The organism is Mesorhizobium sp. M0960, from assembly GCF_040319055.1.
Classification (GTDB): domain Bacteria; phylum Pseudomonadota; class Alphaproteobacteria; order Rhizobiales; family Rhizobiaceae; genus Mesorhizobium.
The window spans coordinates 83710-106124 of the sequence record NZ_JAMYNN010000020.1; the positions used below are offsets into that span (position 1 = coordinate 83710).

Consider the following 22415-nt stretch of genomic DNA (forward strand, 5'->3'; position numbering starts at 1 on the left):
GATTCACTCCTCCGCCGCCGGTCTGAACTTCCGCACGATGAATTCGAACAGGATGTCCGAGATCCACATTGCCGACACCCCGATCAGGAACGCCGCGGCGAGCGTCGTTGTGTCGTCGTCGGTCGCCGGAATCGGCAACCCTGTGGCGCGGAAGTAATTCACTACCGGCAGCGTCAGCTAGGGCAGCCGCCAGGGCGCCGCAGATCGGCGACGCCACCATGCGCGTATCTTGTAGCGGTGGCGCGACAGAGCGCGCAGGACGCCCCCAGCGAGGCCGGCAGCAACGACCGGGCCTCGGAACTCGGCAAAGGTCTCCGGCGGCACATCTTCAAATTCGTATCGTTTGCCGCTGGCGACGAACCACACCGAAAGGATTCTGCGATCCAGATCGTATTCCGTTTTGCGTATCGAGGTGGATGGCATGACGGCGGGGATGCGCAAGGTCCAGGAGGTCCCAGGGACTACGAGGTCAATGGGCTTCGTGACTACGAAGCCGAACGCCCTTGTCACGCCAACTGTCCGCGCAACTGTGAAGGCCCACTGGACTCTCCGGAGCAAAGATCGCATTGTTCCCGAGGGGAGCGGGGGACTTGGACAAATCTCGACATAACAATCGGTCTGGCCGGTGGCGGAAGCGCGCTGGCTTAAGGCGGTATCGTGCGCGACGGCTCTCGGGCGTGCCGATGCGGCTGGTGTATGTGACCATCGCGGCAGTGGCCGCACTGGCGACACAGTACTTCCTGCAGCACACCGACGGTTTCCAAGAAGCCGTGTCGAAATGGGTCGGCCCGGCTCCGGCGCCTATAGCGGGTGTTGCTTCCGTGATCGACGGCGACACGATCGAAATCCGCGGCCAGCGTATCCGTTTCAGTGGAATCGACGCCCCGGAGGTCGCGCAACGGTGCGATGACGCCAAGGGCTTCCGCTACCAGTGCGGTGCGAAGTCCGCCGGCGCCCTTGACGCCTTCCTGGCAGCCTCGAGGCCGCTCCGGTGCACTTTCGTCGCTTGGGACCGCTACGGCCGCTTTGTTGCCGACTGCTCGCGGGCCGACGGCAGAAGCGTTGCCTCGTGGCTGGTGGAGAACGGCCAGGCTCTTGATTGGCCTAGCTACAGCCGCGGCGCCTATGCAGCGCAGCGGCCGAAGGCAGAAGCAGCGAAGGTGGACTGTGGGCCGGAACGTTTCAGGCGCCTTGGCAATGGCGCGCGGGGCATAGGGACGGCGGTGTTCGGATGACAACCAGCCAGCCTCTTGGGTTCATCAACAGACAGGTCGCGCGCAGAGCTATTCCTGTCAACCGCGGCGGAAATGCTCGCAAATTGGCTCCTGCGACGAGGCCCAACGGTATCTCAGCAACTGCTCGTGGGGTGGCAATCTGGATCGTGATGGCGACGGAGTAGCCTGCGAAACTCTGTGCTAGGACGGGTACACACTAGCACACAAAAAAAGGCGGCGTTGGCCGCCTTTCACGCAAAATCGAACGAAAGCCTCTAAAGCGCAAATTCCTTCGAGATCCGGACTTCGAACTGGCGGGCCAGAGCATCCTTGCGACCGCGAGATATGTGGCCTCGCTTCTCAGACTTCTCAAGACGCTTACGATACATGCCCTGCACCGACGCTACGGTACCTGCATTCTTGCGCCTGGCCTCAGCCAAGACCTCTCCCCGAAGTTCCTTCGAAATCATTGACGACATGTGCTCATCCTTCTGCCCGCTCCCCGAAGCATGCTGCGCAGCACATAAGACACCCTCGCCGAGGCAGGGTCAAGATGGTCGAAACGGCTTAACAGGAGCCTAACGAGTTCGAACCGCATTCACTACAACGGGCCGGACTTCGGGCGGTTCCAATGCACCCCCACACCCGGCTTGTCAACAGGCGAGCAAACGAGCCTGGAAGTCTCGGCTTGCAAAGCCAGCATCAACAAGTAGAAATTCGCGCGGGGAAAATAAGGGGGCATCCATCGAATGATCGACGAAAGTTTACGGCATACCGTTGGCGACACGGTGATGAGCATCATGCCGATGGGGACTCTGCCACTGTCCGATCTCCCAGTGGAAGATGTCGGCGACGCGACAGAAGAAATTCAAGAAACGGATGATGATCTGGCCGATTACGAACCTTGGATTGATCCTCCCATTTGGCCAACGGACCTTTTCGCGACTGCAGCTCACATTGTTCACATTTCAGGACTGCTGCCTTATTTTGATCCCGACCCCGATGTCATTCCACAATTGGGTGACAGGCCAATGTGTTTCACACTAAGCTTGGAAGACCGGGCCAAATGTGAGCGCGCAGGCACGACTTGGTCGGAGAACGACGACATTCCTGATTTCGTGTACGATCTATGGGACGTAGTCATTGCTGGTTGGTCGCAGCCAATCCGGGCGTCGTTCCACACCCAAAAAAGCAATCGAAAGAATGTTCCGAAATGGTGGAAGGCAGCAATTGAGCTTCTAATTATCGCCGATCAGGCATGCGTCGGGCTCGGATCGCCGCCGGATCCGCGCAAGCCCCGGTGGCTCATCGACGCCTTTCAGCAGCTTTTCGCAAAGCCCTTCGTGGGTCTGCGAAGGCTGACTGATGAGGGCGCCTATAGAGCTAAGCGACAACTGATGACGTTTGGACGTGACAGCGATCCAGACGTCGCGTGTGTTCAGCCCAAAAACAGGATCTCTGCGGTCGGCTGTAATATGCGAAATCTGACAAGAAACCTCGCCTACATCCCGCATGTGGGCAACGTCCGTTGCCACTGGCATCAGCCTATAAATTCGACCCTACAAGAGGATGCGGACGCCCTAGACATTCTCATTATTCCTTTGCCTTTCGTGATAGAAGATAACTGGTTTCGCACCAAGAGCACGGCGCTGCCGCATGACGACAGGCGACCGCGCTGGGGGAATTTCGAGATCGCTCAAGACTGGTTGGTCGATCAATCGGCCCTCATAGAGATGGTCGCGCAGGAGGTACAAAAGGCAAAGAAGCAGCTCGGCACTGAATATCTCAATGGAGTGATATTTCCAGAGTACGCTCTAACCGAACCAGTGTTTAACAAGATCTGCGACAGAATAAAACAAATAGCGCCCGAACTCGAGTTCGCCATCACAGGAAGTAGTACAAACTGCGACACAGAAGAAGGAAACTTCGTGTTGACGGCGATTTGGAAGAATAACAGGCTTGACGCCTTAAGCGAAAAAGAAAATCGGTATCTTCTTACAAGCAGAAGAAAGCATCATAGATGGCGCCTATCCGGAGATCAAATACTCGACTATAATCTTCAGGGCATACTTGACGAAAGTGCAGCCTGGTGGGAAAGCCATCGAATTGCGCAAAGAGAAATTCATTTCTTCCATTTCAGACAGACGTCTGTTTTCACTACAATGATATGTGAGGACTTGGCCCGGAGCGATCCTTGCCACGACATCCTCAGGGCAATTGGCCCGAATTTGCTATTCGCAATTTTAATGGACGGTCCCCAGACGCGTTTCAGATGGCCGGCGCGCTATGCTGCGACACTTGCGGACGACCCCGGCACATCGGTGCTTACGGTTACATCTCTCGGACTGATGGACCGAAGCACTAGGGCCGGCAAGTACCCACCGAACTCCACCGTCGCAATGTGGCGGGATGAGAGCGGCACCACAAGAGAGCTAACCTTGGATGAGGGCTCTCGATCCCTGTTGCTGAGCCTAGAGGCAAAGAACGTTGTCGACCAGACTCTAGATGGCCGAATTAACGACGGGGCGTGGTCATGGCGATATAAAACTTCTGCCAGCCTTTAGGACGGTAACTATCCAATCGGTGCCTATGTGGGACGCAAGTGTGAGCCGGCGGCGACCAATTTAACTAAGCCATTGCTTTCGTTGGCGAACCCGACAGGAATTCGAACCTGTGACCCTGCCTTCGGAGGGCCTAGGTGTGAGCTTTCAGAGGGTTGTCCATTCGGACCGGACCGAGGAGACTGGAGTTATCACGCTGCAGCACTCACCGGAGGGTCCGAATGAACATCCACAAGAATGCCCGTCTCACGCCGCTGCGTCGAGAGGAGAGATGGCGCTGTCGGTCATTGAGGGGCGTCTTTCCCAAGCCATGCGGCGCGCGTCTACGACGTGTCGGCCAAGATCGTGGCGCGCTGGGTCGAGCGCTACAAGGCCGAAGGGCGGGCCGGCATGGTCGATCGTTCCTCGCGACCTGCCATATGCCACAGACCACCGCCACGTCGATCGCCGAGCGTATCGTGGCGCTGCGGCGGCAGCGTTGGACCGGCAGTCACATCGCCATGAAGGTCGGCGTCTCGCCCGCCACCGTCAGCCGGGTTCTCAAGCGCGCCGGGCTGTCGCGGCTGAGCGATGTCGAGCCGGCCGACCAGTCCGGCGCTACGAGCGCGCGCATCCCAGCGAGATGATCCATATCGACATCAAGAAGCTCGGCCGCTTCAGCCAAGTCGGCCATCGCATCGCCGGCGATCCGCAAAAGGGCAAGTCGCGCGGCGACCGACCAGCAAGCAGGCGAAGCGTCGCCGGCAAATGGGGATGGGACACGGCCTGCCGGTCTGGCCGCGATATCGTTCCTCTACTCCCTGCCGGTCTCCCGGCGCACCTTGTTCCGACCCCTTCAGGGGCTCAGCTCGGTCGGCGTGACCGATCAGAGCAATCGACTTAGGCGTCAAATGCGGCTTCACTCTCGGCTGTCAGTCGGGCATGGTGGGGCGCTTCCCTGATCACTTCCGCGACCGGCGCGAATCCCTCCGCATCCGCGATTTTCTGACTCAGTAAGACTAGGCGCCCGCCGCCACGTGCGGGCGATGCCGGGATCAACCGGCGGGCAGATGTGCCGAGGGCAACAAGCGCGCCTGACGCAACGCCGCCAGATCAGCCGAGCCGGTGCAGAAGCAGGCGACGGTCAACTGGCGAATGACGATCTCGAAATGCGCGACAACCGCCTCGGTGGATACCGTAGCCGCGCACAGCACGCCAGCCGCCTGCCCGGCGATGTCCGCGCCCAGGCGGATGGCCTTGGCCACGTCGACGCCGTCGCGGATCCCGCCCGACGCGATCAGCTTCACTCTTGGCAGCGCCCGACGTACCGCCTGCACGCTGGCCGGGGTCGGAATCCCCCAATCGGCGAACGCCATCGCCACTGCACGGTCGGCGGCATCGCGGGCGCGCTCGCCCTCCACCGCGGCCCAACTGGTGCCGCCGGCGCCGGCGACATCGATCACCGCCACGCCCGCGTCGACGAGCGCACAGGCCACCGAAGCGGACAGGCCCGACCCCACTTCCTTGGCCACGATCGGCACGCCCACGCTGCGCGCGGCGCGAGCGATCTGCGCCAGGACGCCGCGCCAGTCGCGGTCGCCCTCCGGTTGTACCGCTTCCTGCAGCGGATTGAGATGGACGATGAGTCCATCGGCCTCCAGCGCATCCACCGCCCGGCGCGCCAGGTCCAGGCCGTGGGCCTCGCACAGTTGCGCGGCACCGATATTGGCCAGCAAGGGAATGTCTGGGGCCAGGCGGCGCAGCGCGCGCGTCAGCCCCTGGGAGTTGCGGGATTGCAGGCTCACGCGCTGCGAACCGACGCACATGGCGATCCCCAAGGCTTGCGCTGCCTCGCTCAGATGCCGGTTGATGGCCTCGGCGCGTGGCATGCCGCCGGTCATGGAGCTGATCAGCAGCGGCGCGCGCATGGTCTTGCCCAGCAGCGAGGCGCGCAGGTCGATCTGCGTCAGGTCCAACTCGGGCAATGCGCAGTGTTCGAAACGGATGTACTCCCAGCCGGCGGCGACCGTGGCCGACGCCGTTCGCCGATCCAGCACGATGTCCAGATGGTCGTCCTTGCGCCGGCTCAGGGCAGTGTCGCTCATGCTCGCTCCATCCATCGCATCGGGCGACGGCGTTGCGTCGGATCGGACCGACGGCAGCGCGCGCACGCCGCCCCTCCCGTGCGTTCAGGCCGGCGCACGCTGGCCTCCACCCGCAGCGTCGCTGCGGTAGCGGCTGGTCGAGGTCTGGTAGTACTGCGCGCGGATGGCCGCCATGGCCTCGATCAACAGTCCCCACGGCGCGGGAAAGCGTTCTTCCGCCATCATCCGGTGCAGCATGCGCATATGGCCGGCCAGCTCGTCGTTGAGGAACTCCTCCACAGGCATAGCCGGATAGCGCTGCAGCAGCAGGATTGCCGCGTTGTCGGCCTCGCCGGCCGACCTGTCCTTGTCGCGTCCATGCAGATCGTTCTGCAGGCGCCCTATCGCGGAGATGAGCCGCAGGACCTGGCGAAACGCCGGACGCGCGCGCAAGGTCGCCATGTCCAGCCCCCACAGCAACGACAGGCAACAGAAGACGTTCGTGTAGGCGATCGAATCGATGCCGTTGTGCAGGTACTCGGCGTAGGACCAGCGTTCCGCCCCTGCCGCCTGCGCGTGTCCGGCGCGCAGCGCCGCGCAGTAGCACCGCGTATCGTCGAGAAGCTGAGCATAGTCGCGACGATCGTAGGCGAGCGCGGCCAGCGAAGCGCGCAGCACAGCGCAGCCCTCGAATCCGGGGAGCGCGCACGGCACGCCCTGCCCCAGCGCCTGCTCCACCGCGGCGAGCTGCTCCGGCGCGATCAGGCCAAGGTCGTTGCAATCGTCGAGCCAGAACAGCAGCGCCAGTTCGCGATAGAACGCCACGATCAGCGTTTCGTCCTGCGGATCGCGGCCGGTGCGGGCGCTGGTGTGGCGCAGGCTCGGTAGGATCCGCTGCAGGATGTACTGGCCGCCCCTGACCGCTTCCACGGCATGCCCGTTGGCGAACCCGGTCAGGGAACGCCCCCACTCCAGCACCTGCTGCAGCGCGCGTTCGGTCTGGATCATGGCGCCGCCCCTGCTCCCTCGGCCAGGACGCGCCGCCCCCAACGAAGCGCCAGCCACAACCCGGCGAGTTCGGCCACGCGCACCACCCGGGTGGGGCAATACAGTTCCTTGCCGATCCACAGCGGCGTCTGCGGCAATGCACGCGCCGCATGGCGGGCGAGCATCCACTCCAGCGCACGCGCCACCGCCTGCGCGATGCGCCGGCGCCCTGTCGGCTCTTCGCTCCCGTCCATCACGTGCAACGCGAACAGCGCATAGGCGGTTTCCTCGAATGTGGACGCGCGACCGGCGCCCCAGCCGCCGTCGTCGCGCTGCGCCTGCAGCAGCGCCGCCAGCGCGCGCTCGTCGCGCCACTGGGGCTTGCCTTGCGCCAGCGCAGCGACCGCATGCGCGGTGGGATACAGCCACGAAACGTGCCATTTTTCGTTGTCCCATAGACCGTGCGGATTGCGATTGGCCTCGACGTAGGCGCTGGTGCCGGCGGCGGGCTTTCCCAACATTCGCAACGCATGCAGGGCATGGATGTTGGTCGACACCGAGGCATTGCGCTCGCCGGGGAAGGTGACGAACAGCTCGCCGATTTCGAAATGGCGCAACGCACCGACCGCCGGGTCGCCGCCTGCAAGGCGCAGGACGCACATCGCAACGGCGGTATCGTCCGCATCGGCCGCGAAGTGCAAGGCCGGGCCCAGACCGCGCACGCCCAGGCGGGCGTCGAGCTGCGCGACGATCACTTGCACCGCCTCGGCGAGCGCGGGATGCGCGAACAGCCCGGCCAGATGCAAGGTGTACAGCGACCAGCACGGCTCGAACACATTGATCGGCCAGACGTTGGGAACGACACCTTCGATGCCGCTGCGCGTCGCCCGCGATGCCGCCTGCAGATACGCGTCGGCGCGCCCGACCTGCGGCGTGCTTCCCTGTGTCACGGCGTGCGCACGCCACGCGGCAGTGGCCGCCGGACTGATGCCGATGCTGCCGTCGTCATCCGGGCATGCGGTGGTCGGCGATGTCCCCCAGGCTTCCCAGGAGTGCAGCAACGGATGGCCGCTCGGCAACGTCGCCACCTCCCCCAGCTTGAGCAGGCACGCTTGCCGCAACGGCAACAGCGCCGGGTGGTGCGGAAACGCCACGCCGCCCAGCAAGGATGCGGCCTCGCCGCACAACTGCGGCAGGATCAGCTCCGCGCCGATCGGCGCGTCTTCCGGCACCGCATGCGCGTAGGGATCGGGCTGGCGCTCGAGGAACCGGGTTGCAGCCTGGACTGCGTCGGCAGCGCCGGGAAGAGGATCGGCACGCTGCAATGCCAGCAACGCCGCCCACGTGGGCGCATGGCGGAACAGCGGGAAGTCCGCACTTCCCCATCCGCCATCGGCCTGTTGCTGCGCGATGAGCCACGCGTATGCGTCCTGCCGACCAGTGACGTTGCCGTGGAACTGCAGAGCTCGCGCCGTGTCGTAGACGGACGGACCGACGCTCCCGCCGTCGCTCATCTCGCTCAGCAGGTGGCGCAATTCGGAAAGGATCTGTTCGGACAGCGCGTTCACGCAGGATGTTCCTTCTGCAGACGGTTGACGAGAACCAGGATCGGCAGACGCCGCGCACATCGCCGCGGACTCGGACACAGTGCAGCATGCACCGCTGCCGCCGGCCGATCGCAGCGGCACAGGGGCGACTCCATGCGGACGGGCGCGCTCATGCGCATGGCGCGTGCTTGAACAGATACCCGTTGGCCCGCTGCAGTATCTGCGCCAACCGTTCCGCACGCGGCCCCAACGGGGCGATGGCTTCCCCGGCGTCGCGCAACAAATCCAGCGCGAACTGGCGCGCTGCCTGCAGCCCCATGATCGACGCGCAGGTCGGCTTCTGCGCCGCCGCGTCCTTGCCGGGGGTCTTGCCCAGCGTCGCGGTATCCGCTGTCGCGTCGAGAATGTCGTCGACCACCTGCAACGCCAGGCCGAAACAGGCGGTGTACCGATCGAGCGCACAGTACAGCGCAGCGTGCGCGGCATCCTCCGCGATGGAGCATAGCGCGCCCATGCGAACGGACGCGCGCACTAGCGCTCCGCTCTTCATCCGGTGCATCGCCACGATCCTGTCCAGCTCGGCGTGCTTTCCGACCAGCGACAGATCCATGGCCTGCCCGCCTGCGGCACCCTCGGCGGACACGGCCTGCGCCAGTTCGCGCACGAGCGCGATACGGTTGTCGCCCGGCGCATCCAGGCTCGCCAGGGTCAGGAAGGCGTGCGCCTGCAGCGCATCGCCGACCAGGATCGCAGTGGCTTCGCCGAACTTGACGTGCACGGTCGGAAGGCCGCGGCGAAGCACGTCGTCGTCCATCGCGGGCAGGTCGTCGTGGACCAGGGTACAGGCGTGCATCATCTCGATGGCGGCGCCGACGTCGTCGAGCATGTGCGCCGGCGTGTCGGCCAGTGCGCCGGCAGCCAGACAGAGCAAGGCGCGGGTGCGCTTCCCGCCATGCAAGGTGGCGTAGCGCATCGCCGCCATCAGCTCGGTCTCACCGTCGTCTTCGGCGCAGAGAAGACGCGCCAGCGCCTGTTCGACCCGCTTTGCGCCGTCCTGCATCCAGATCTCCGGCAGCAGCCTGCCGGATGCGCCGCGCGCCTGCGCGCCCAATCCGCGGAGCGCGGAAACGCCAGTTCGGTCGTCGTATAGCGTGGAACCGGTCTGCATGTTTTTCATGTCCTTGTACCTGACACGAGATGACCACAGCGAGCGCCAAGCCGCAGCGGTGTTGCCGGCGTCGCACCGAGCGCGTGCGCTGAGTGCAGCAATGCCGCGCCTCGCCGGCGCCGCTGCCTCGCCACACGGGGCATGCGATGCCAGCTCATGAGAAGCCTATGCGGATTGCCATGGACGGATGTGCGGTCGGGTAATACCGCCGGCCTTTTTCGACGCCGCTCAGCAACCGCGGCCGCACCCCGGCCTTGTGCATGATCAGCGCCAAGGCGATGCAGAACTGCACCATTTCCAGCCATACCAGGTGGTAGCCGATGCAGACGTGTGGGCCGGTACCGAACTGCAGCATGTCCACCGGCCGGATCGGCTCCGTGCGTTGCAGCCACCGCGCCAGGCGGAACTGATCAGGCTCCTCGTGCAGCAGCGCCGAGGTCGAGAAATGCAGCAGCGGGATGCACAGATGGGTGCCCGCGGGAATGCGTCGTTGGCCGAGTTGCAATTCCTGCAGGACGCGACGCGGCAGGAGCGTGGTCGCCGGATGCAGGCGCAGCGTCTCGCGGAACAGCGCCTCGGCGACCGGACACTCCGCCAGGTCCGCGTGCCGGGTCGGCACCGCGCCCACGCGTTGCGCCTCCTCGACTAGGGCGTCCCACAGCACAGGCTGCCGCGCCAGCTCGATCACTATCCAGGCCATCGTCGAGGCAGTGGTGTCGTGACCGGCAAGCAGCAGCAAGCGGATATTGGCGACCAGGACGTCATCGGAAAGCGCATCGTCGCTGCGGTCGAAGGCGCTCACCATGTCGTTGATCAACCCGGTGCGCGCGGCATGCGCGCGCGCGTCGCGGACGAACTGGCGCAACTGCGCGTCGATCCAGTCGCGGGCGGCGCGGCCTCGCCGCAAGGGCAGTCCGGGCAGGTCGACCGGGGGCGCGACGATCAACTGCAGCAGTTGCCGGTATTTGCGATGCCATCCCGGCAGGTCCTGCGCGGGGATTCCCATGAGGCTGAAGATGAGCTTGAGCATCAGGTCGCCGGTTTCGCGCAGGATGGTTACCTCGCCGCGGGCGCGCCATGCCTGCACCCGCGCCCGGATGACGGGCGCGAACAGGTCGCCGATCCCGGCCTGGGTCAGCCCCTTGGGCAGGAACGCTGCCTTGATGGCATCGCGCGCCTGCCGGTGCGCGCCGCCGTCCAGGGCAACCAACGTTCCGCCAAGCAATTCGGGCGCGATCTCTTCGATCAGCGCCGAGGACACGTCCTTGTGCTTGAGCAGTGAGAACGCGTCCGGATCCACACAGGTCATCAGATGTCCGGCAGGGCCGAAATCCAGCCAGAAGTGGCTGCCCAGCGTCCGTTCTGCGCGCTGCAGCAGGCGCGGCAGGTCGCAGACAATGGCGGGAAGATGCCCGACCAGGGGGAAAGCGCCAGGCATGACCGGGATGTCGCATCGCAGCCGGTGCCGACGGTTGAGTGGGTTGAGCAGCATGTCCATCAGCAGCGCGCCGCCGCCGCCGATTCGGTATCGCCGGCAGGGGGCGCGGCGCAGCTGTTGCCACCGTCGGCGTATGTCGGCACATGCGCCAGCATGCCGCCGTCGATGCACACGACCTGGCCGGTGATGAACGCAGCATCGTCGGAGAGCAGGAACGCCACGAGCGCGGCCACGTCCTCGGGGCGGCCGACGCGCTGCAGGAGCTGGTGCCGGCGCAGATGCCGTTGCATGCACTCGTCCAGCTTGGCGAGGAGACGCTCGGTCATGACGAGACCCGGCGCAACGGCGTTGCAGCGGATCTGCGCATGACCGTATTGGGTGGCGAGCGAAGCCGAGAGCATGTTCATCGCCGCCTTCGACGCGGCGTAGGACGTCTGCGCCGTGTCACCGCTGAGCCCCTGGCACGACGACATGTTGACGATCGCGCCACCGCCGCGGGCGATCATCCGTGGGATGGCCTGCCGGCAGCAGAGCAGCGTGCCGCGCAGATTGGTCGCCATGGTCTGGTCCCAGACTGCCAGGTCCAGGTCGAGGATCGCGCGGTCGCGCGGGGTCAGATGCATGGCGCTCGCATTGTTCACCAGCAGGTCGACCCCCCCGAAGTGCCGCTCCGCCGTCTCGAACAGCGCTGCCACCGCCTGCTCATCGGCGATATCCATGGCTAAGGGCAGCGCGTGGCCTGCTTCGGCCGCGATCTGCGCGGTGCAGGCGATGGCCGCCGAGCCATCAATGTCGGCCACCACCACTCTGGCGCCCCCGCGCGCGATGGCGAGAGCGCATGCCTTGCCGATGCCGGCGCCGGCGCCGGTCACCACGGCCACCTTGCCTTCAAACCGTCCCATCGTGTCTCCTGAATTGCATTGGTCTTTCGCGGCATGCCGCTCGGCATCCGCCGGAGAGGGCGCAGGGTCGGCGCCGGCGCGCTCGTCATGGCCAGCGTCGCTTTCGATGACCCGAATGGCGCCGACCGGGCACTGGTTGGCCGCAAGCCGCACGGCGGCGTGCAGCGCCTGCGGGACCGTCGCCACGCACACTTCGGCCACGCCGTCCGGTTCGCGCTGGCGAAAGGTGCCCGGCAGCGTCAGCACGCACTGCCCGGTAGTTCCGCACAGATCCTGATCGACCAGGACGCGCATCTCAGGCCTCCTGCCCATGCAGCCGCACCGGCAGCGCGCGGAACGTCCTAAGGAACGCGGAGGGCTCCCGGGTCGGCTGCTCGGCCAATGCCAGCGTGGGGAAGCGCGCCTGGATCCGCGGCAGGCTTTCGGCCAACTGCACCCGGGCCAGTTGCGCACCAAGGCAGAAGTGGATGCCGTGGCCGAAGGTCAGCATGATCTTCCCGTCGATCGACATGCCAGGACTGGTGCCGTAGAACCGCACGGGATCGAAGCGATCGGGATCGGCGAAGGCGTCCGGGTCGCGATTGCCGGCCGCGATCAGCACACGCACGTCCGCGTTCTTCGGGATCACCACGCCGCCCAGTTCGATGTCGCGCTGGGCGATACGCGGAATGGAGCTGAACATGGCGGGCGCGTCGTAGCGCAGGGCTTCTTCGACGAAAGCCTTCACCCCCACGGCATCTCCCTTCAGCCAGTGCCGCTGTTCGGGATACGCCAGCATCGCCAGGACCGCATGGCCGATGGCCGCGGCAGTGGTGGCGAAGCCGCCCAGCAGCATGCCCCAGAGCATGCTGATCAATTCCGCATCCGACAGCGTCTCGGCATCGTCGTCGTGTGCGCCGACCAGCATTGACACGATGTCGTGGCGGGAATCGGTGCGCTTGCGCTGTATGAGGTCGCCGAAGTAGGCCTGCACCCTGGCGCTGGCCGCGTCCGCCGCGGCGAGCTGGGGATCGCTGGCGTGCGGGCTCAGGCCTTCCAGAATGGCGCTGATGCCGGCGACGAGCCCCAACATGTGTTCCTGGGGCATGCCGAACAGTTCGCCGAAAACCAGCATGGGCAAGGCCAGCGCGAATTCCCGATGCAGGTCCACCGCCTCCCCGCGCTCCAGCGCGGGCGCCATGCCGTCCAGGCGCGCTGCGACGATGCGAGCGATGGTCGGCCTCAGGTTGTCGATCTGGCCCATGGTGAAATCGCGCGAGATCAGCCGGCGCAGACGCGTATGCGTCGGTGGTTCCTTCATCGCTAGCGTGGACGCCAGCAGATTGAGTGACAGGCTGGTCGCCGCACGCGGGAAATAGCGCGCGAGTTCGCCCGGCGCCGGTCCCCGAAAAGCATCGCCCGTGGCCTTGAGCGCCCAGTAGATGTCGGCGTGGCGGCTCAACAGAAAGAGGCCCGACGCCGCGCGATGCACCGGATCGTGCTCGCGCAACCACCGCATGAACGGATACGGGTCGTGGATGCACGCTGGCGACGCCAGTTCGGCGAAGGCGTCCCGGCATGCTGCCGTGGTTTCTTGCACGTCCATCTTGGTTACCTGTTGGCTGGCTGATCTGACCGGCGCGCGCCAGGCGCGCCGGCAAATTGCGGAGAAGATCGCGATTCCCGGCGGCGTCGGCGCATCACCAGAGCACCGGGAACTCCTCGAACCCGCCAGTGATGATCTCCTTGCGCAACTTCAGTTCTTCGGGCGCCACGGCCAGGCGCAGCGCGGGAAAGCGCTGGAAGATCGAACCGAACACCACCTTGAGTTCCAGCCTGGCCAGCGCCGCGCCGATGCAGTAGTGCGGCCCATGGGAGAACGCCAGGTGCGGGTTTTCGTCGCGTCCGATGTCGAAGATTTCCGGGTCGTCGAAATGGCGCGCATCGAACGACGTCGCCGGCAGGCCGACAAGCACCTTGCTCTCCGCGGGAATATCCACGCCCGCGATGGTCACGTCGGTCCTCGGATAGCGCATGATGCCGTCCCAGCCCGCGCCCGGCGGGTACATGCGCAGGATTTCCTCCACCGCCTTGTCCACCAGGGATGGATCGCCGACCAGGCGTTCGCGCTGTTGCGGATGGCGGAACATGGCCAGCAGGCCGAATTCGATCTGCGCGACGGTGCTCTCGTGCCCCGCCACCAGCATGCCCGTCGCCAGGCCGATCGCCTCTTCCTCGGTCGCCTTGCCCTGGTCGACCGCCGCGAGCAGATCCGTCAGCAGGTTGTCGCCAGGATCCTGGCGCTTGTCCCGCATCTTGCCGCGAATGTAGGCGCGCAGTTCTTCCCAGGCCAAGCGCGACGCGCTGCGCGGGCCGCTTTCATGCTGGTGCGTCATCACCTCGTCGGACAGCCCGGTGAAAAAGGCGTGATCCTGGTAGAGCACGCCCATCAGCGCGCTGATGACCATGGCCGGAAGTGGAAAGGAGAGGTGGCGCCGCAGGTCGGCGGGCTGGGGCTGGGCCGCCAGTGTCTCGAACAACTGCGCGGCGATCACCTCGACCTGCTGCGCGAGCAGCTTCACCCTGCGGTTGCTGAAGGCCGGCGCCACGATCGTGCGTAACCGGGCATGCTCGCCCCCCTCGTGCGAGACCAACCACCCCGGCGATCCGAGAATCACCGAATCCGGGGTGAATGCCGCCGGCGGCATTCCCGAGGGCCGGAACGCCGCGTCGGACAGCACCGCCTTGGCTTCATCGTAGCCTGTCACCCACCAGCCTTCGTGCCCGGACGGGAAGCGCACGCGGTGGATCGGACCGTTGGCGCGTTGCGCCAACATCTCGGGCGAGGGCTCAATGTGATCGACGCGCCACATCGGCAGCGTCGGCAAAGGTTGTTCGGGCATGGTGGCACTTCACTCTATAGCGATGGAAGGGCGGAAGGTGACCGCCGGGCGCTGCGGCAGCGAAGACCTAAGACGGCATGTAGACGACGTCGTCCGAAGGCAGACCCGATTATCAAGATCGGCTAACGCGTACCTGTCTAGGCACATCGCGCGGCGAGATGCAGAACGTTATCCTGCACCTTCGAGGTCAGGACAAAGTCGGTGTGGTGGGCCTTTGAGCCGCCGCCGGCCAAGATTTCCTGCGCAAGGGTCGACAAGGGCGGCGAACTGTTGGGTAAGGGCGGTTTCGCCGAGGACCCCTTGCCCATAGACGCTATTCGACGCGGATTTGACATTTTGCTTTTCTTTCTTCGTTCCATTCGTGTCATCCACGAAATGAAAGTCGGTCGGCGGCTCCCGGCCCGCAACGAAGGTGCTTCAAATCTCGTGCCAATTTGGCCGCAGCAGAAAAAAATTGTGGCAGCTTCTCAGCGGCCTAGCGTGAGGCCAGAGAAGAGCTAGGCGAAATAGGCCGGTGTCGCGGGCCAACAAAGGCGACGGAACAGTGTCGGACAGAACGCCTCGGGCGAGCTTTAGGTCGGGCTTGCGACATTCTGGTCCAGTTTCGAACATAAGAGGGCGGCAAACAGACACGATTGGGAATTCGATCCTCACGGCGCCAGGGCGCTTGCCCAAGAGCGCGCGCTCATGTTGCTGCGACAGGCGCGTGTTCGCGATAGCCGGGCCTGCGCACCCATGAACGCTAGCGGCACACGCTACGCAATGACTGGAGTGCCCGCCAGCCTGAGGTAGTGCATCGGCTCGGCTTCCGGTTCTTCTTTGCCCAGCCGGGGCTGAAGCGCCGAATATCCGCACCATACAGCATCGTTGTTGCCTGTGTGACGAGGCGGTATAGCGCGCGCCCGATCTTCTAACACACGGCCTCCGAGAAGAAGGGGGCGGTCCAACAGCACCTCTATTTGAAATGGCACGCCGCTTGCTGCTCCTGGTTAGAGCACCATCAAAATCACGATGAAAGCGACTTGCACCATGCCCGACGCGCGAAGCTCTAGACAGTGGCCTGAGGAGACGATGCCCGTTCCCGCTGAACATCGGGACATCGTCTCCTCCGGAAGGCCGTTCTCGGTGGCCGCTTTGCGCATGGCTGGTCCGATGCCGGCACGCCAACACGGGCCGCTCGCGCAAATGCCGTTTACCGGTTCTGTTCAGCATGTGAGTGCCCAAGAGCCCCGTCAAAGGGTCACCCAAGCCAAGGCCGGCGGGTCACTGCCACATATCGACAACACGCTGAACCAGTCCAGTGACCCGAGTCTGCGTGAAGTGACATTTCAGGCCCCCACATGCTTGCGATATTGGCTACTTCCGGCCGCTATCCCTTTTCCAAACGCACGATCGCGAGTGACCGATCCCGCTTCCGGCGCCATAGCCGTGGGAACCAAGCGGCTCGACGGTGTCCAGCTCGCTCAGATCGATTGCGTTCGGGTGACAAGACCAGCCGCCAAGACGTTCCCATACGTCGGGAGGGAAAAAGGAGGTTGCGAGCCGCGAGGTCCTCATTCCGTGCCGGGCATACGAGCCTTTGCTCGGTATTGCGCCAGCCTCTGCCAGAATTCAGCGCCAGTTTTCTTCTTTAGGAGCAACTTGATGACAGTTCAAAAGAAAGTTCCCTTCGTCACCTTTCTCACGCGTGTTCACGATAAGTCAGTCCAGGGGCCAAATCCATATCGCTGGCAAGAAAAGACATCTGACGACTACTTTGCCGGCAAGCGGGTCATCCTGTTCTCGCTGCCTGGCGCCTTCACGCCGACCTGCTCGACCTACCAATTGCCCCAGTTCGAAGAGCTCTATGATGAGTTTGAGAAGGAGGGAATTGACGCGATTTACTGCCTCTCAGTCAACGACGCCTTCGTCATGAATGCGTGGGGGAAGTCCTTGGGTCTGAAGCAGGTCGAGCTCATCCCCGATGGCTCAGGCGAGTTCACACGCAAAATGGGCATGCTGGTCGCCAAGGACAATCTCGGCTTCGGGATGCGCTCCTGGCGCTACGCCGCCCTGATCAACAATGGCGTGGTGGAGCATTGGTTCGAGGAGGAAGGTTTCTCCGACAACTGCGAGGCCGACCCCTATGGCGTCTCGTCCCCGCAAAACGTTCTCGAAACGCTGAAAGCCGCCGCATGACCTAGAATACGTCTCAGTGGTGCCATTGCCGGCCCCAAGAGGCTCCTCGACAGGATTTTCGCGCTCACCATGCAATCCTCAGCAAGCCTGCTTCAGCGCCAGAAGCAATCCATGGTCGCATCGCCTCAACTCATTGAGTCGATTCGCCTGCTGCAACTGGCGCATACTGAACTGCATCAGTTCGTGGAGGGGGAAATCGAGAAGAACCCGCTTTTGGAATCTGCATCAAGCGATGGCGGGCCTTTTGACGACGTCTCGATTTCGGGAGCGGATCAGCCTGTCGGCCCTGGCGCAAACGCCGTTGAAGGACCGACCGGGGCAGGGTCGCCTGAACGGCTCGGGCAATGGAAATCACTCGGCAACACGACCAACAACCCGCCGGGCAATGGCCCTTCCCTCGACGAGTTTGCCACCCTCGCCGAAACATTGCACGACCATGTCGCTCGTCAGATCGCCCTCACTGCGTTCACACCACAGGAGCGGCTGATCGCTGGCCAGCTTGCCGCCGATCTGGAAGATGCTGGCTATCTTCGGGCAAACCTTTTGGAGCTGGCCGAGAGCCTGAATGTCCATGAGGCTGTTGTGGAACGGGTTCTCGGAACCTTGCAGCAATTTGATCCACCGGGAGTTTTTGCGCGAAGTCTCAGAGAATGCCTCGAGATTCAGTTGCGCCAGCGAAATCGGCTCGACCCGGCAATGGCATCCTTGGTTGCCAATCTTGAAATGCTTGCGCGACGCGATTTTGAGGCACTGAAGCAGCATTGCGGCGTCGATGAAGAAGACCTTCTCGACATGATGCATGAGATTCGGGCGCTCGATCCCAAGCCTGGGAACCGATTCCAATCCGGTGCGTCTGAATCAATCATACCCGACGTCTGGGTCACGCCCTCGCCGCAAGGCGGGTGGCAGATCGAACTTGATCCTGCCACGCTGCCAAAGCTGCTGATCAACCAAAGCTACTATGCCGAAGTCTCGCGTCAAACTCCCCAAAATTCGAAAGATAAAGCATTTCTCGACGAATGCTTGCAAAACGCGACCTGGCTAATCCGCAGCCTCGATCAGCGCGCCAAGACCATTGTTAAGGTTGCGGCTGAAATCGTGCGTCAGCAGGATGCCTTTTTGGAACATGGCGTCGCCCACCTGCGGCCTCTCAATCTTAGAACCGTCGCTGACGCGATCGGCGTGCACGAGTCGACGGTAAGCCGGGTGACCTCGAACAAGTACATGCTTACCCCGCGCGGAGTCTTTGAACTGAAGTATTTTTTCACCGTCGCGATCGCGTCCTGCCAAGGCGGCGATGCGCACTCCGCCGAAGCTGTCCGGCATCGGATCAAAGCGATCATTGCCGCAGAATCTCCCGGCGACGTGCTTTCCGATGAGGACATCGCTGTCCGGCTGAAGGAAACCGGCATCGATGTTGCGCGCCGCACCGTCACAAAATATCGCGAAGCAATGAACATCCCCTCCTCCGTGCAACGCCGCCGGGAAATGCGCTTGTGTTTTTAGATTTGGGTCAAGGCAGCCAACATCACGTTGCATTGCATCAAAGTGGAGACTTCGTTCATGACCCAATCCGCAGCAGGCGTCATGGACGCTGTTCTGCACGACCCAGAAAAGCCCGACCAACCGTCTGGTCCCGCATGGGGTGCGGTCATTTCGCTTTCCTTGGGCACCTTCGGGTTGGTGACGGCAGAGTTTCTGCCTGTCAGCCTGCTCACGCCCCTCGCGCATGATCTCGGTGTCACCGAGGGTGCGGCTGGACAGGCGATGACGGCGACCGCTATCGTCGGGGCGATCTCGGCGCCGACGGTGGCCATCATCGCAAAGCGCCTGGACCGCAGGATCGTCATGTGGGCGATGACGCTGCTGCTGATCCTGTCGGACGTTCTGGCGGCCGGCGCGTGGTCGCTGGCGGTTCTCCTGACTGCACGCGTCGTGCTCGGCATAGCGCTCGGAGGCTTTTGGTCGATGTCGGCATCCCTGGCGATGCGGCTCGTTCCAAGCCACCTCCTGCCGCGCGCGATGTCGATCATCCTCACCGGCGTTTCCGTCGCTACCGTTTGCGCAGCTCCAATCGGCGCTTATGTCGGCGATATTTGGGGATGGCGAAGCGCCTTCATGCTCGCCGCAGCCTTCGGCGCCGCTACACTGCTGGTGCAACTCATAACCATTCCGAGGCTGCCTCCGGTCGGAGTGGCTAGCTTCCGCAGCCTGCTGGATGTGGCCAAGATTCCGATGGTCAAGGTCGCGCTTTTGGTCGTCCTGCTGGTCGCTTCCGGCCACTTCGCCGGAATCACCTATATCCGCGCCTTCCTCGAGAAGGTTCCCGCGCTGGATGTCGACACGATCTCGCTTGTGTTGCTTGCTTTTGGCATCGGCGGATTCTTCGGCAATTTGGCCGGCGGGCTTCTGGCCGAGTACAGTCTCAAGGCAGTCGCGGCCCTTGCCCCGCTGCTCATAGCGATAGCCGCTGTTTCGCTGCTGACGGCGGGAGCATCGGCCTCGGGCTCGGCGATTGCGGTTGCCGCGTGGGGCTTTGCCTTCGGCGCGGTGCCAGTGGGATTGCAGACGTGGATGGTGCGGCGCGCCGTTCCCGAGCAGGCCGAAAGCGCCGGTGTGCTGATGGTCGTAGCGTTCCAAGTGGCAATCGCAGCCGGCGCGATTTTCGGCGGACTATTGGTGGACAATGCCGGGATTGCCAGTGCCATTGCCTACAGTGCTGTTGCCACGTTCCTCGCCGCCCTGACAGTGTTCCTGCTCGGCCCGAAGCGCGAAACCTAGACCGCCTGACAAAAGAGGCCTCAGCAGCGCAGCGGGACGAGAGATGCAATCGCATGCACGGCGCGGCGCGATCCTCCGCATGATGACTTTGGCGGTTGCAGGCTTCGTTTCGCCGAGCGTATAGGCCGACTGGATCGCCGCCGCGGCAGCCTGTTCCGTGTCGGCCTCCGATCTCGCATGGACCAGCGTCAGCGCCTCGCCGGCTTCACCTCCGGGCCATGGCGACCTTCGCCGCCAGACAGGCGAACCTCACCGGCACCGATTTCCATCTGGCGACGATGAGCGCTGCCAGCGCGATGGAACCCTTGCTGGCGGTCATATCCTTCACGAAGCCGGCATTCTGGGGGAGCGACAGCTACGCGCCGGCCATGCCCGTCAGAACGCCGGTGAAGATGCCGCACGACAGCGCAGCCAAATCACCGAAATACCAAGTATCAACGGCGGCCGGATTTTCGCCGACCGCGCGAAGCCCGAGGCCGAAGCGGGTGCGAAACAGCACCAACCAGGCACCATCGGGGACGCGACATAGACCAGCAGCGAACGGCCCGTAGATCAGCTCGGAATAACCGGCCCGAGCACCGGCACGCCGCGCACCGCTTTGGCGCTGGGCACAACGATCGCCTCGAAACGCGAGTCTTCAGAGAGCGCCGGCGCGCGGGCCCTGCCGAGACCAGGCCTGACCGAGAATGATGGTGGAGCCGGCAGCGATGAAATTGATGGCGACGCCGAAGACAATCTGGCCGCCGCGATGGGTGATCCAGGCGAAACCGTGCACTGGCGCGAAAGATCCACGGCGGTGGCTACGGCGGCGCCTAGGCCGAGCCGGGCCGAGCCTGTAGCCGCGGCCGCCGAGGCGCCGCAAAGGCGCCGGCCAGCATCTTGCCCTCGATCCCGGTGTCGAAGACGCCGGCCCGCTCCGAATAGAGCCCGGCTAGGCAGGCGAGCAGCAACGGCCCGGAGAACACCAGTTGCTCGGCGGCGATGGTGCGGGTCGGGTCCTGCACCGCCATGATGACGGCGCCCGCCGAAGCGAGCATCGCGAGCAATCGGACAGCAGGCACAGCATTGAAATCCTCGAAGGCGTCCGTCGACATTCGACAAGAGACATATGGCGCGGCGCGAGCGCTGGGGGGGTACGACTGACGAAAGCGGCTCTCAATCCGAGGCGATGCCGTTCTTGATCCGTGTGAGGCGGCTTTCGCCTTCCTCCGGGCCGAAGCAGCTTTCGAAATCATTGCATTCCCGGCAACTGGGCGCGCTGCACAGCGAAAAACCTTCGGCCTCGCAGAGCTTGCGGTAAAAGTATTTCTTCCATTTCATGTTTTGGGTGTTGCCGGCCGCCAGCGTCGGAAAATGCAAGGCGAGCAGGCGGCCGAGGTCGGTTCGATTAAAAAGGCCAAGGTCCTGCCAGAGATGGTCATTGCGCATGGCACGCCGGGCGATGATCTTGGCGAAGCGGGCGCTCGCCGGGTCGCCCGGCCGGGCATGCGCCAGCAGCAGTCCGCGCAGAAGTTCTTCCTCCAGATCCGGCTCGGGCTCGCTCACCTCTTCCAAGGCAAACGCGTTGATAGGAATAGCAGGGAAACAGCGGGCCAGGACATCGCGCAGCTCGGCGCGCGAAAGGCCGGTTGCCTCCGTCGCCGTCGCCTCGCCGGCCTCGATCTCCTCGAGCGCACTTGAAAGCACACAGGCAAGCACATGCTGGTCGAACCTCCTCTCCAGCTCGATCTGCGGCCATTGGCCAGTGCTGAGCCGGGCATAGTGTTGGGCAAACATGGTGCCGTTCTCCTGGTGTGTCCTATCAAGTCATGCAGCGACCGGGTCGGCCGCAACATGGGTCGGGCAGTTCTTCGGGCAGAAGCGGGCGCGCTCCGCAGCCAATGCACAGGCCGGCAATGGTGGAGAACCATGATCATGCGATCGACCTCGCCGTCGAAACGTATCCTCGCCGTCGCAGACTGAGGATTCACGCCGACCGAGTCCCGTATAGCGCGCCTGAAAACTTTCGGCGAACTCATCGACCTCCATATCGACGACATGTGCGAGGTAGGCAAGTCCCCTCGCGGCTCCAAGGGAGCAGCCCTCGATATGCCCCAAAGACATCTGGGGAAGTGCAACATCGCAGCTCTCGATCGCAAACGGCTCATGTCGCGATCCTGCCGGGCCGATGACTCTCGGTATCGACATCGGCTTTGTAAAAACTTATCCGGTCTCATGCTGCGGCCGCTCACGGTCTGCCCGTCAAGGTCGAACTGACCTTGCCCCTCTGATCTAATCCGGTTTGAAGTTCGTTCTGGCCCATCGAGAGGACCAGGACATGAAACGTAGCCGCTTCTCTGAAGAGATGGAGTATTCGGTTCAGCTCGCTGAACGCCTGGCCCCTTTTCGGATCATGGCGTTTGTCTGATGCTCAGAGCCGACCTGGCAAGAGGAGATCGGCATGAGCGTTTATGCAGGACTGGATACTTCACTCGACGCTGTAGCTATTTGCTATTTGCGTTATCGCCGAGACCGGCGAGATGCTGTGGCAGGGAAAGGTGCTCGGTGACCCGGATGCTGTGACGGCTGCACTTCAGCGATGGCGGGACGATCTCGTTCGCGTTGGCTTGGAAGCCGGTGCGACATCGGAGTGGATCGGCGGACACCTGGTCGACGAGGGCTTCCCTGTCGTGTGTCTCGAGAGTCGACATGTCA

General features: G+C 63.7%; 15 protein-coding genes and 6 pseudogenes. 7 read left to right on the forward strand and 14 right to left on the reverse strand.

Annotation, left to right across the window (positions count from 1 at the left end; all coding sequences use genetic code 11):
- Nucleotides 1-3 precede the first annotated feature (3 nt).
- Together NKH63_RS26515 and NKH63_RS26520 are read right to left on the reverse strand one after the other, a co-directional pair.
- Nucleotides 4-324, reverse strand: a pseudogene (locus tag NKH63_RS26515) (hypothetical protein).
- A pseudogene (locus NKH63_RS26520) lies at nt 307-567 on the reverse strand (KTSC domain-containing protein); the annotation flags it as partial. The pseudogenes NKH63_RS26520 and NKH63_RS26515, both read right to left, overlap by 18 nt.
- A gap of 116 nt (nt 568-683) precedes the next feature.
- Between NKH63_RS26520 and NKH63_RS26525 the strand changes: the two are divergent.
- From NKH63_RS26525 to NKH63_RS26540, 4 genes and pseudogenes are all read left to right on the forward strand, one after another.
- Nucleotides 684-1235: a thermonuclease family protein gene (locus NKH63_RS26525; RefSeq protein WP_352919386.1), complete on the forward strand. Its 552-nt coding sequence runs from the start codon at nt 684-686 to the stop codon at nt 1233-1235.
- Between the two features lie 76 nt (nt 1236-1311).
- A pseudogene (locus NKH63_RS26530) lies at nt 1312-1419 on the forward strand (excalibur calcium-binding domain-containing protein); the annotation flags it as partial.
- 544 nt (nt 1420-1963) lie between these two features.
- Complete coding sequence (locus tag NKH63_RS26535; protein ID WP_352919388.1) at nt 1964-3778, forward strand: hypothetical protein; 1815 nt, start codon at nt 1964-1966, stop codon at nt 3776-3778.
- 218 nt (nt 3779-3996) lie between these two features.
- A pseudogene (locus tag NKH63_RS26540) lies at nt 3997-4487 on the forward strand (helix-turn-helix domain-containing protein); the annotation flags it as partial.
- A 322-nt stretch (nt 4488-4809) separates the two neighbouring features.
- Here the strand turns inward: NKH63_RS26540 and fni are convergent.
- From fni to NKH63_RS26585, 9 genes and pseudogenes are all read right to left on the reverse strand, one after another.
- Complete coding sequence (fni, locus tag NKH63_RS26545) at nt 4810-5874, reverse strand: type 2 isopentenyl-diphosphate Delta-isomerase (RefSeq protein WP_502896366.1); 1065 nt, start codon at nt 5872-5874, stop codon at nt 4810-4812.
- Between the two features lie 69 nt (nt 5875-5943).
- Nucleotides 5944-6846 (reverse strand): terpene synthase family protein, encoded by a 903-nt coding sequence (locus tag NKH63_RS26550; RefSeq protein WP_352919393.1) that lies wholly within the window; start codon nt 6844-6846, stop codon nt 5944-5946.
- On the reverse strand, nt 6843-8393 hold the full coding sequence (locus NKH63_RS26555; RefSeq protein WP_352919395.1) for a hypothetical protein: 1551 nt from the start codon (nt 8391-8393) through the stop codon (nt 6843-6845). Before NKH63_RS26555 ends, NKH63_RS26550 begins: the two co-directional genes overlap by 4 nt.
- 148 nt (nt 8394-8541) lie before the next feature.
- Nucleotides 8542-9540 (reverse strand): polyprenyl synthetase family protein, encoded by a 999-nt coding sequence (locus tag NKH63_RS26560; protein WP_352777127.1) that lies wholly within the window; start codon nt 9538-9540, stop codon nt 8542-8544.
- A gap of 154 nt (nt 9541-9694) precedes the next feature.
- On the reverse strand, nt 9695-11038 hold the full coding sequence (locus NKH63_RS26565; protein WP_352919398.1) for a cytochrome P450: 1344 nt from the start codon (nt 11036-11038) through the stop codon (nt 9695-9697).
- Entirely contained in the window at nt 11038-11880 is an 843-nt protein-coding gene (locus NKH63_RS26570; protein ID WP_352919430.1) for an SDR family oxidoreductase, read from the reverse strand. Before NKH63_RS26570 ends, NKH63_RS26565 begins: the two co-directional genes overlap by 1 nt.
- Nucleotides 11881-12048: 168 nt before the next feature.
- Nucleotides 12049-12192 (reverse strand): annotated as a pseudogene (locus NKH63_RS26575) (ferredoxin); the annotation flags it as partial.
- A complete protein-coding gene (locus NKH63_RS26580; protein ID WP_352919401.1) occupies nt 12176-13465 on the reverse strand; it encodes a cytochrome P450 in 1290 nt (429 codons plus the stop codon). The gene NKH63_RS26580 and the pseudogene NKH63_RS26575, both read right to left, overlap by 17 nt.
- Nucleotides 13466-13559: 94 nt before the next feature.
- Nucleotides 13560-14762 (reverse strand): cytochrome P450, encoded by a 1203-nt coding sequence (locus tag NKH63_RS26585; protein WP_352919404.1) that lies wholly within the window; start codon nt 14760-14762, stop codon nt 13560-13562.
- Between the two features lie 1644 nt (nt 14763-16406).
- Between NKH63_RS26585 and NKH63_RS26590 the strand changes: the two genes are divergently transcribed.
- The 3 genes from NKH63_RS26590 to NKH63_RS26600 all read left to right on the forward strand — a co-directional run bounded on the left by NKH63_RS26590 (nt 16407) and on the right by NKH63_RS26600 (nt 19721).
- Nucleotides 16407-16940 carry a peroxiredoxin gene (locus NKH63_RS26590; RefSeq protein WP_352456996.1) on the forward strand — a complete coding sequence of 178 codons (534 nt, stop codon included), beginning with the start codon at nt 16407-16409 and terminating at the stop codon, nt 16938-16940.
- Nucleotides 16941-17009: 69 nt separating this feature from the next.
- Nucleotides 17010-18446, forward strand: coding sequence for an RNA polymerase factor sigma-54 (rpoN, locus tag NKH63_RS26595; RefSeq protein WP_352919407.1), 1437 nt, complete (start codon nt 17010-17012; stop codon nt 18444-18446).
- Nucleotides 18447-18503: 57 nt separating this feature from the next.
- Complete coding sequence (locus NKH63_RS26600; RefSeq protein WP_352919410.1) at nt 18504-19721, forward strand: MFS transporter; 1218 nt, start codon at nt 18504-18506, stop codon at nt 19719-19721.
- A 235-nt stretch (nt 19722-19956) separates the two neighbouring features.
- Here the strand turns inward: NKH63_RS26600 and NKH63_RS26605 are convergent.
- From NKH63_RS26605 to NKH63_RS26615, 3 genes and pseudogenes are all read right to left on the reverse strand, one after another.
- Nucleotides 19957-20731, reverse strand: a pseudogene (locus NKH63_RS26605) (ABC transporter permease); the annotation flags it as partial.
- Between the two features lie 145 nt (nt 20732-20876).
- Entirely contained in the window at nt 20877-21497 is a 621-nt protein-coding gene (locus NKH63_RS26610; RefSeq protein ID WP_352842913.1) for a nitrogen fixation protein NifQ, read from the reverse strand.
- Nucleotides 21498-22204: 707 nt separating this feature from the next.
- Nucleotides 22205-22415, reverse strand: a 211-nt coding sequence (locus NKH63_RS26615; RefSeq protein WP_352919413.1) for a hypothetical protein, incomplete at its 5' end; no start/stop codon positions are given.

What these genes read in the sequence shown, in the direction of transcription:
- NKH63_RS26525 (WP_352919386.1), top strand. Translation starts at nt 684, where the DNA reads ATGCGGCTGGTGTATGTGACCATCGCGGCAGTGGCCGCACTGGCGACA.
- NKH63_RS26535 (WP_352919388.1), top strand. Translation starts at nt 1,964, where the DNA reads ATGATCGACGAAAGTTTACGGCATACCGTTGGCGACACGGTGATGAGC.
- fni (WP_502896366.1), bottom strand. Translation starts at nt 5,874, where the DNA reads ATGGATGGAGCGAGCATGAGCGACACTGCCCTGAGCCGGCGCAAGGAC.
- NKH63_RS26550 (WP_352919393.1), bottom strand. Translation starts at nt 6,846, where the DNA reads ATGATCCAGACCGAACGCGCGCTGCAGCAGGTGCTGGAGTGGGGGCGT.
- NKH63_RS26560 (WP_352777127.1), bottom strand. Translation starts at nt 9,540, where the DNA reads ATGCAGACCGGTTCCACGCTATACGACGACCGAACTGGCGTTTCCGCG.
- NKH63_RS26565 (WP_352919398.1), bottom strand. Translation starts at nt 11,038, where the DNA reads ATGGACATGCTGCTCAACCCACTCAACCGTCGGCACCGGCTGCGATGC.
- NKH63_RS26570 (WP_352919430.1), bottom strand. Translation starts at nt 11,880, where the DNA reads ATGGGACGGTTTGAAGGCAAGGTGGCCGTGGTGACCGGCGCCGGCGCC.
- NKH63_RS26580 (WP_352919401.1), bottom strand. Translation starts at nt 13,465, where the DNA reads ATGGACGTGCAAGAAACCACGGCAGCATGCCGGGACGCCTTCGCCGAA.
- NKH63_RS26585 (WP_352919404.1), bottom strand. Translation starts at nt 14,762, where the DNA reads ATGCCCGAACAACCTTTGCCGACGCTGCCGATGTGGCGCGTCGATCAC.
- NKH63_RS26590 (WP_352456996.1), top strand. Translation starts at nt 16,407, where the DNA reads ATGACAGTTCAAAAGAAAGTTCCCTTCGTCACCTTTCTCACGCGTGTT.
- rpoN (WP_352919407.1), top strand. Translation starts at nt 17,010, where the DNA reads ATGCAATCCTCAGCAAGCCTGCTTCAGCGCCAGAAGCAATCCATGGTC.
- NKH63_RS26600 (WP_352919410.1), top strand. Translation starts at nt 18,504, where the DNA reads ATGACCCAATCCGCAGCAGGCGTCATGGACGCTGTTCTGCACGACCCA.
- NKH63_RS26610 (WP_352842913.1), bottom strand. Translation starts at nt 21,497, where the DNA reads ATGTTTGCCCAACACTATGCCCGGCTCAGCACTGGCCAATGGCCGCAG.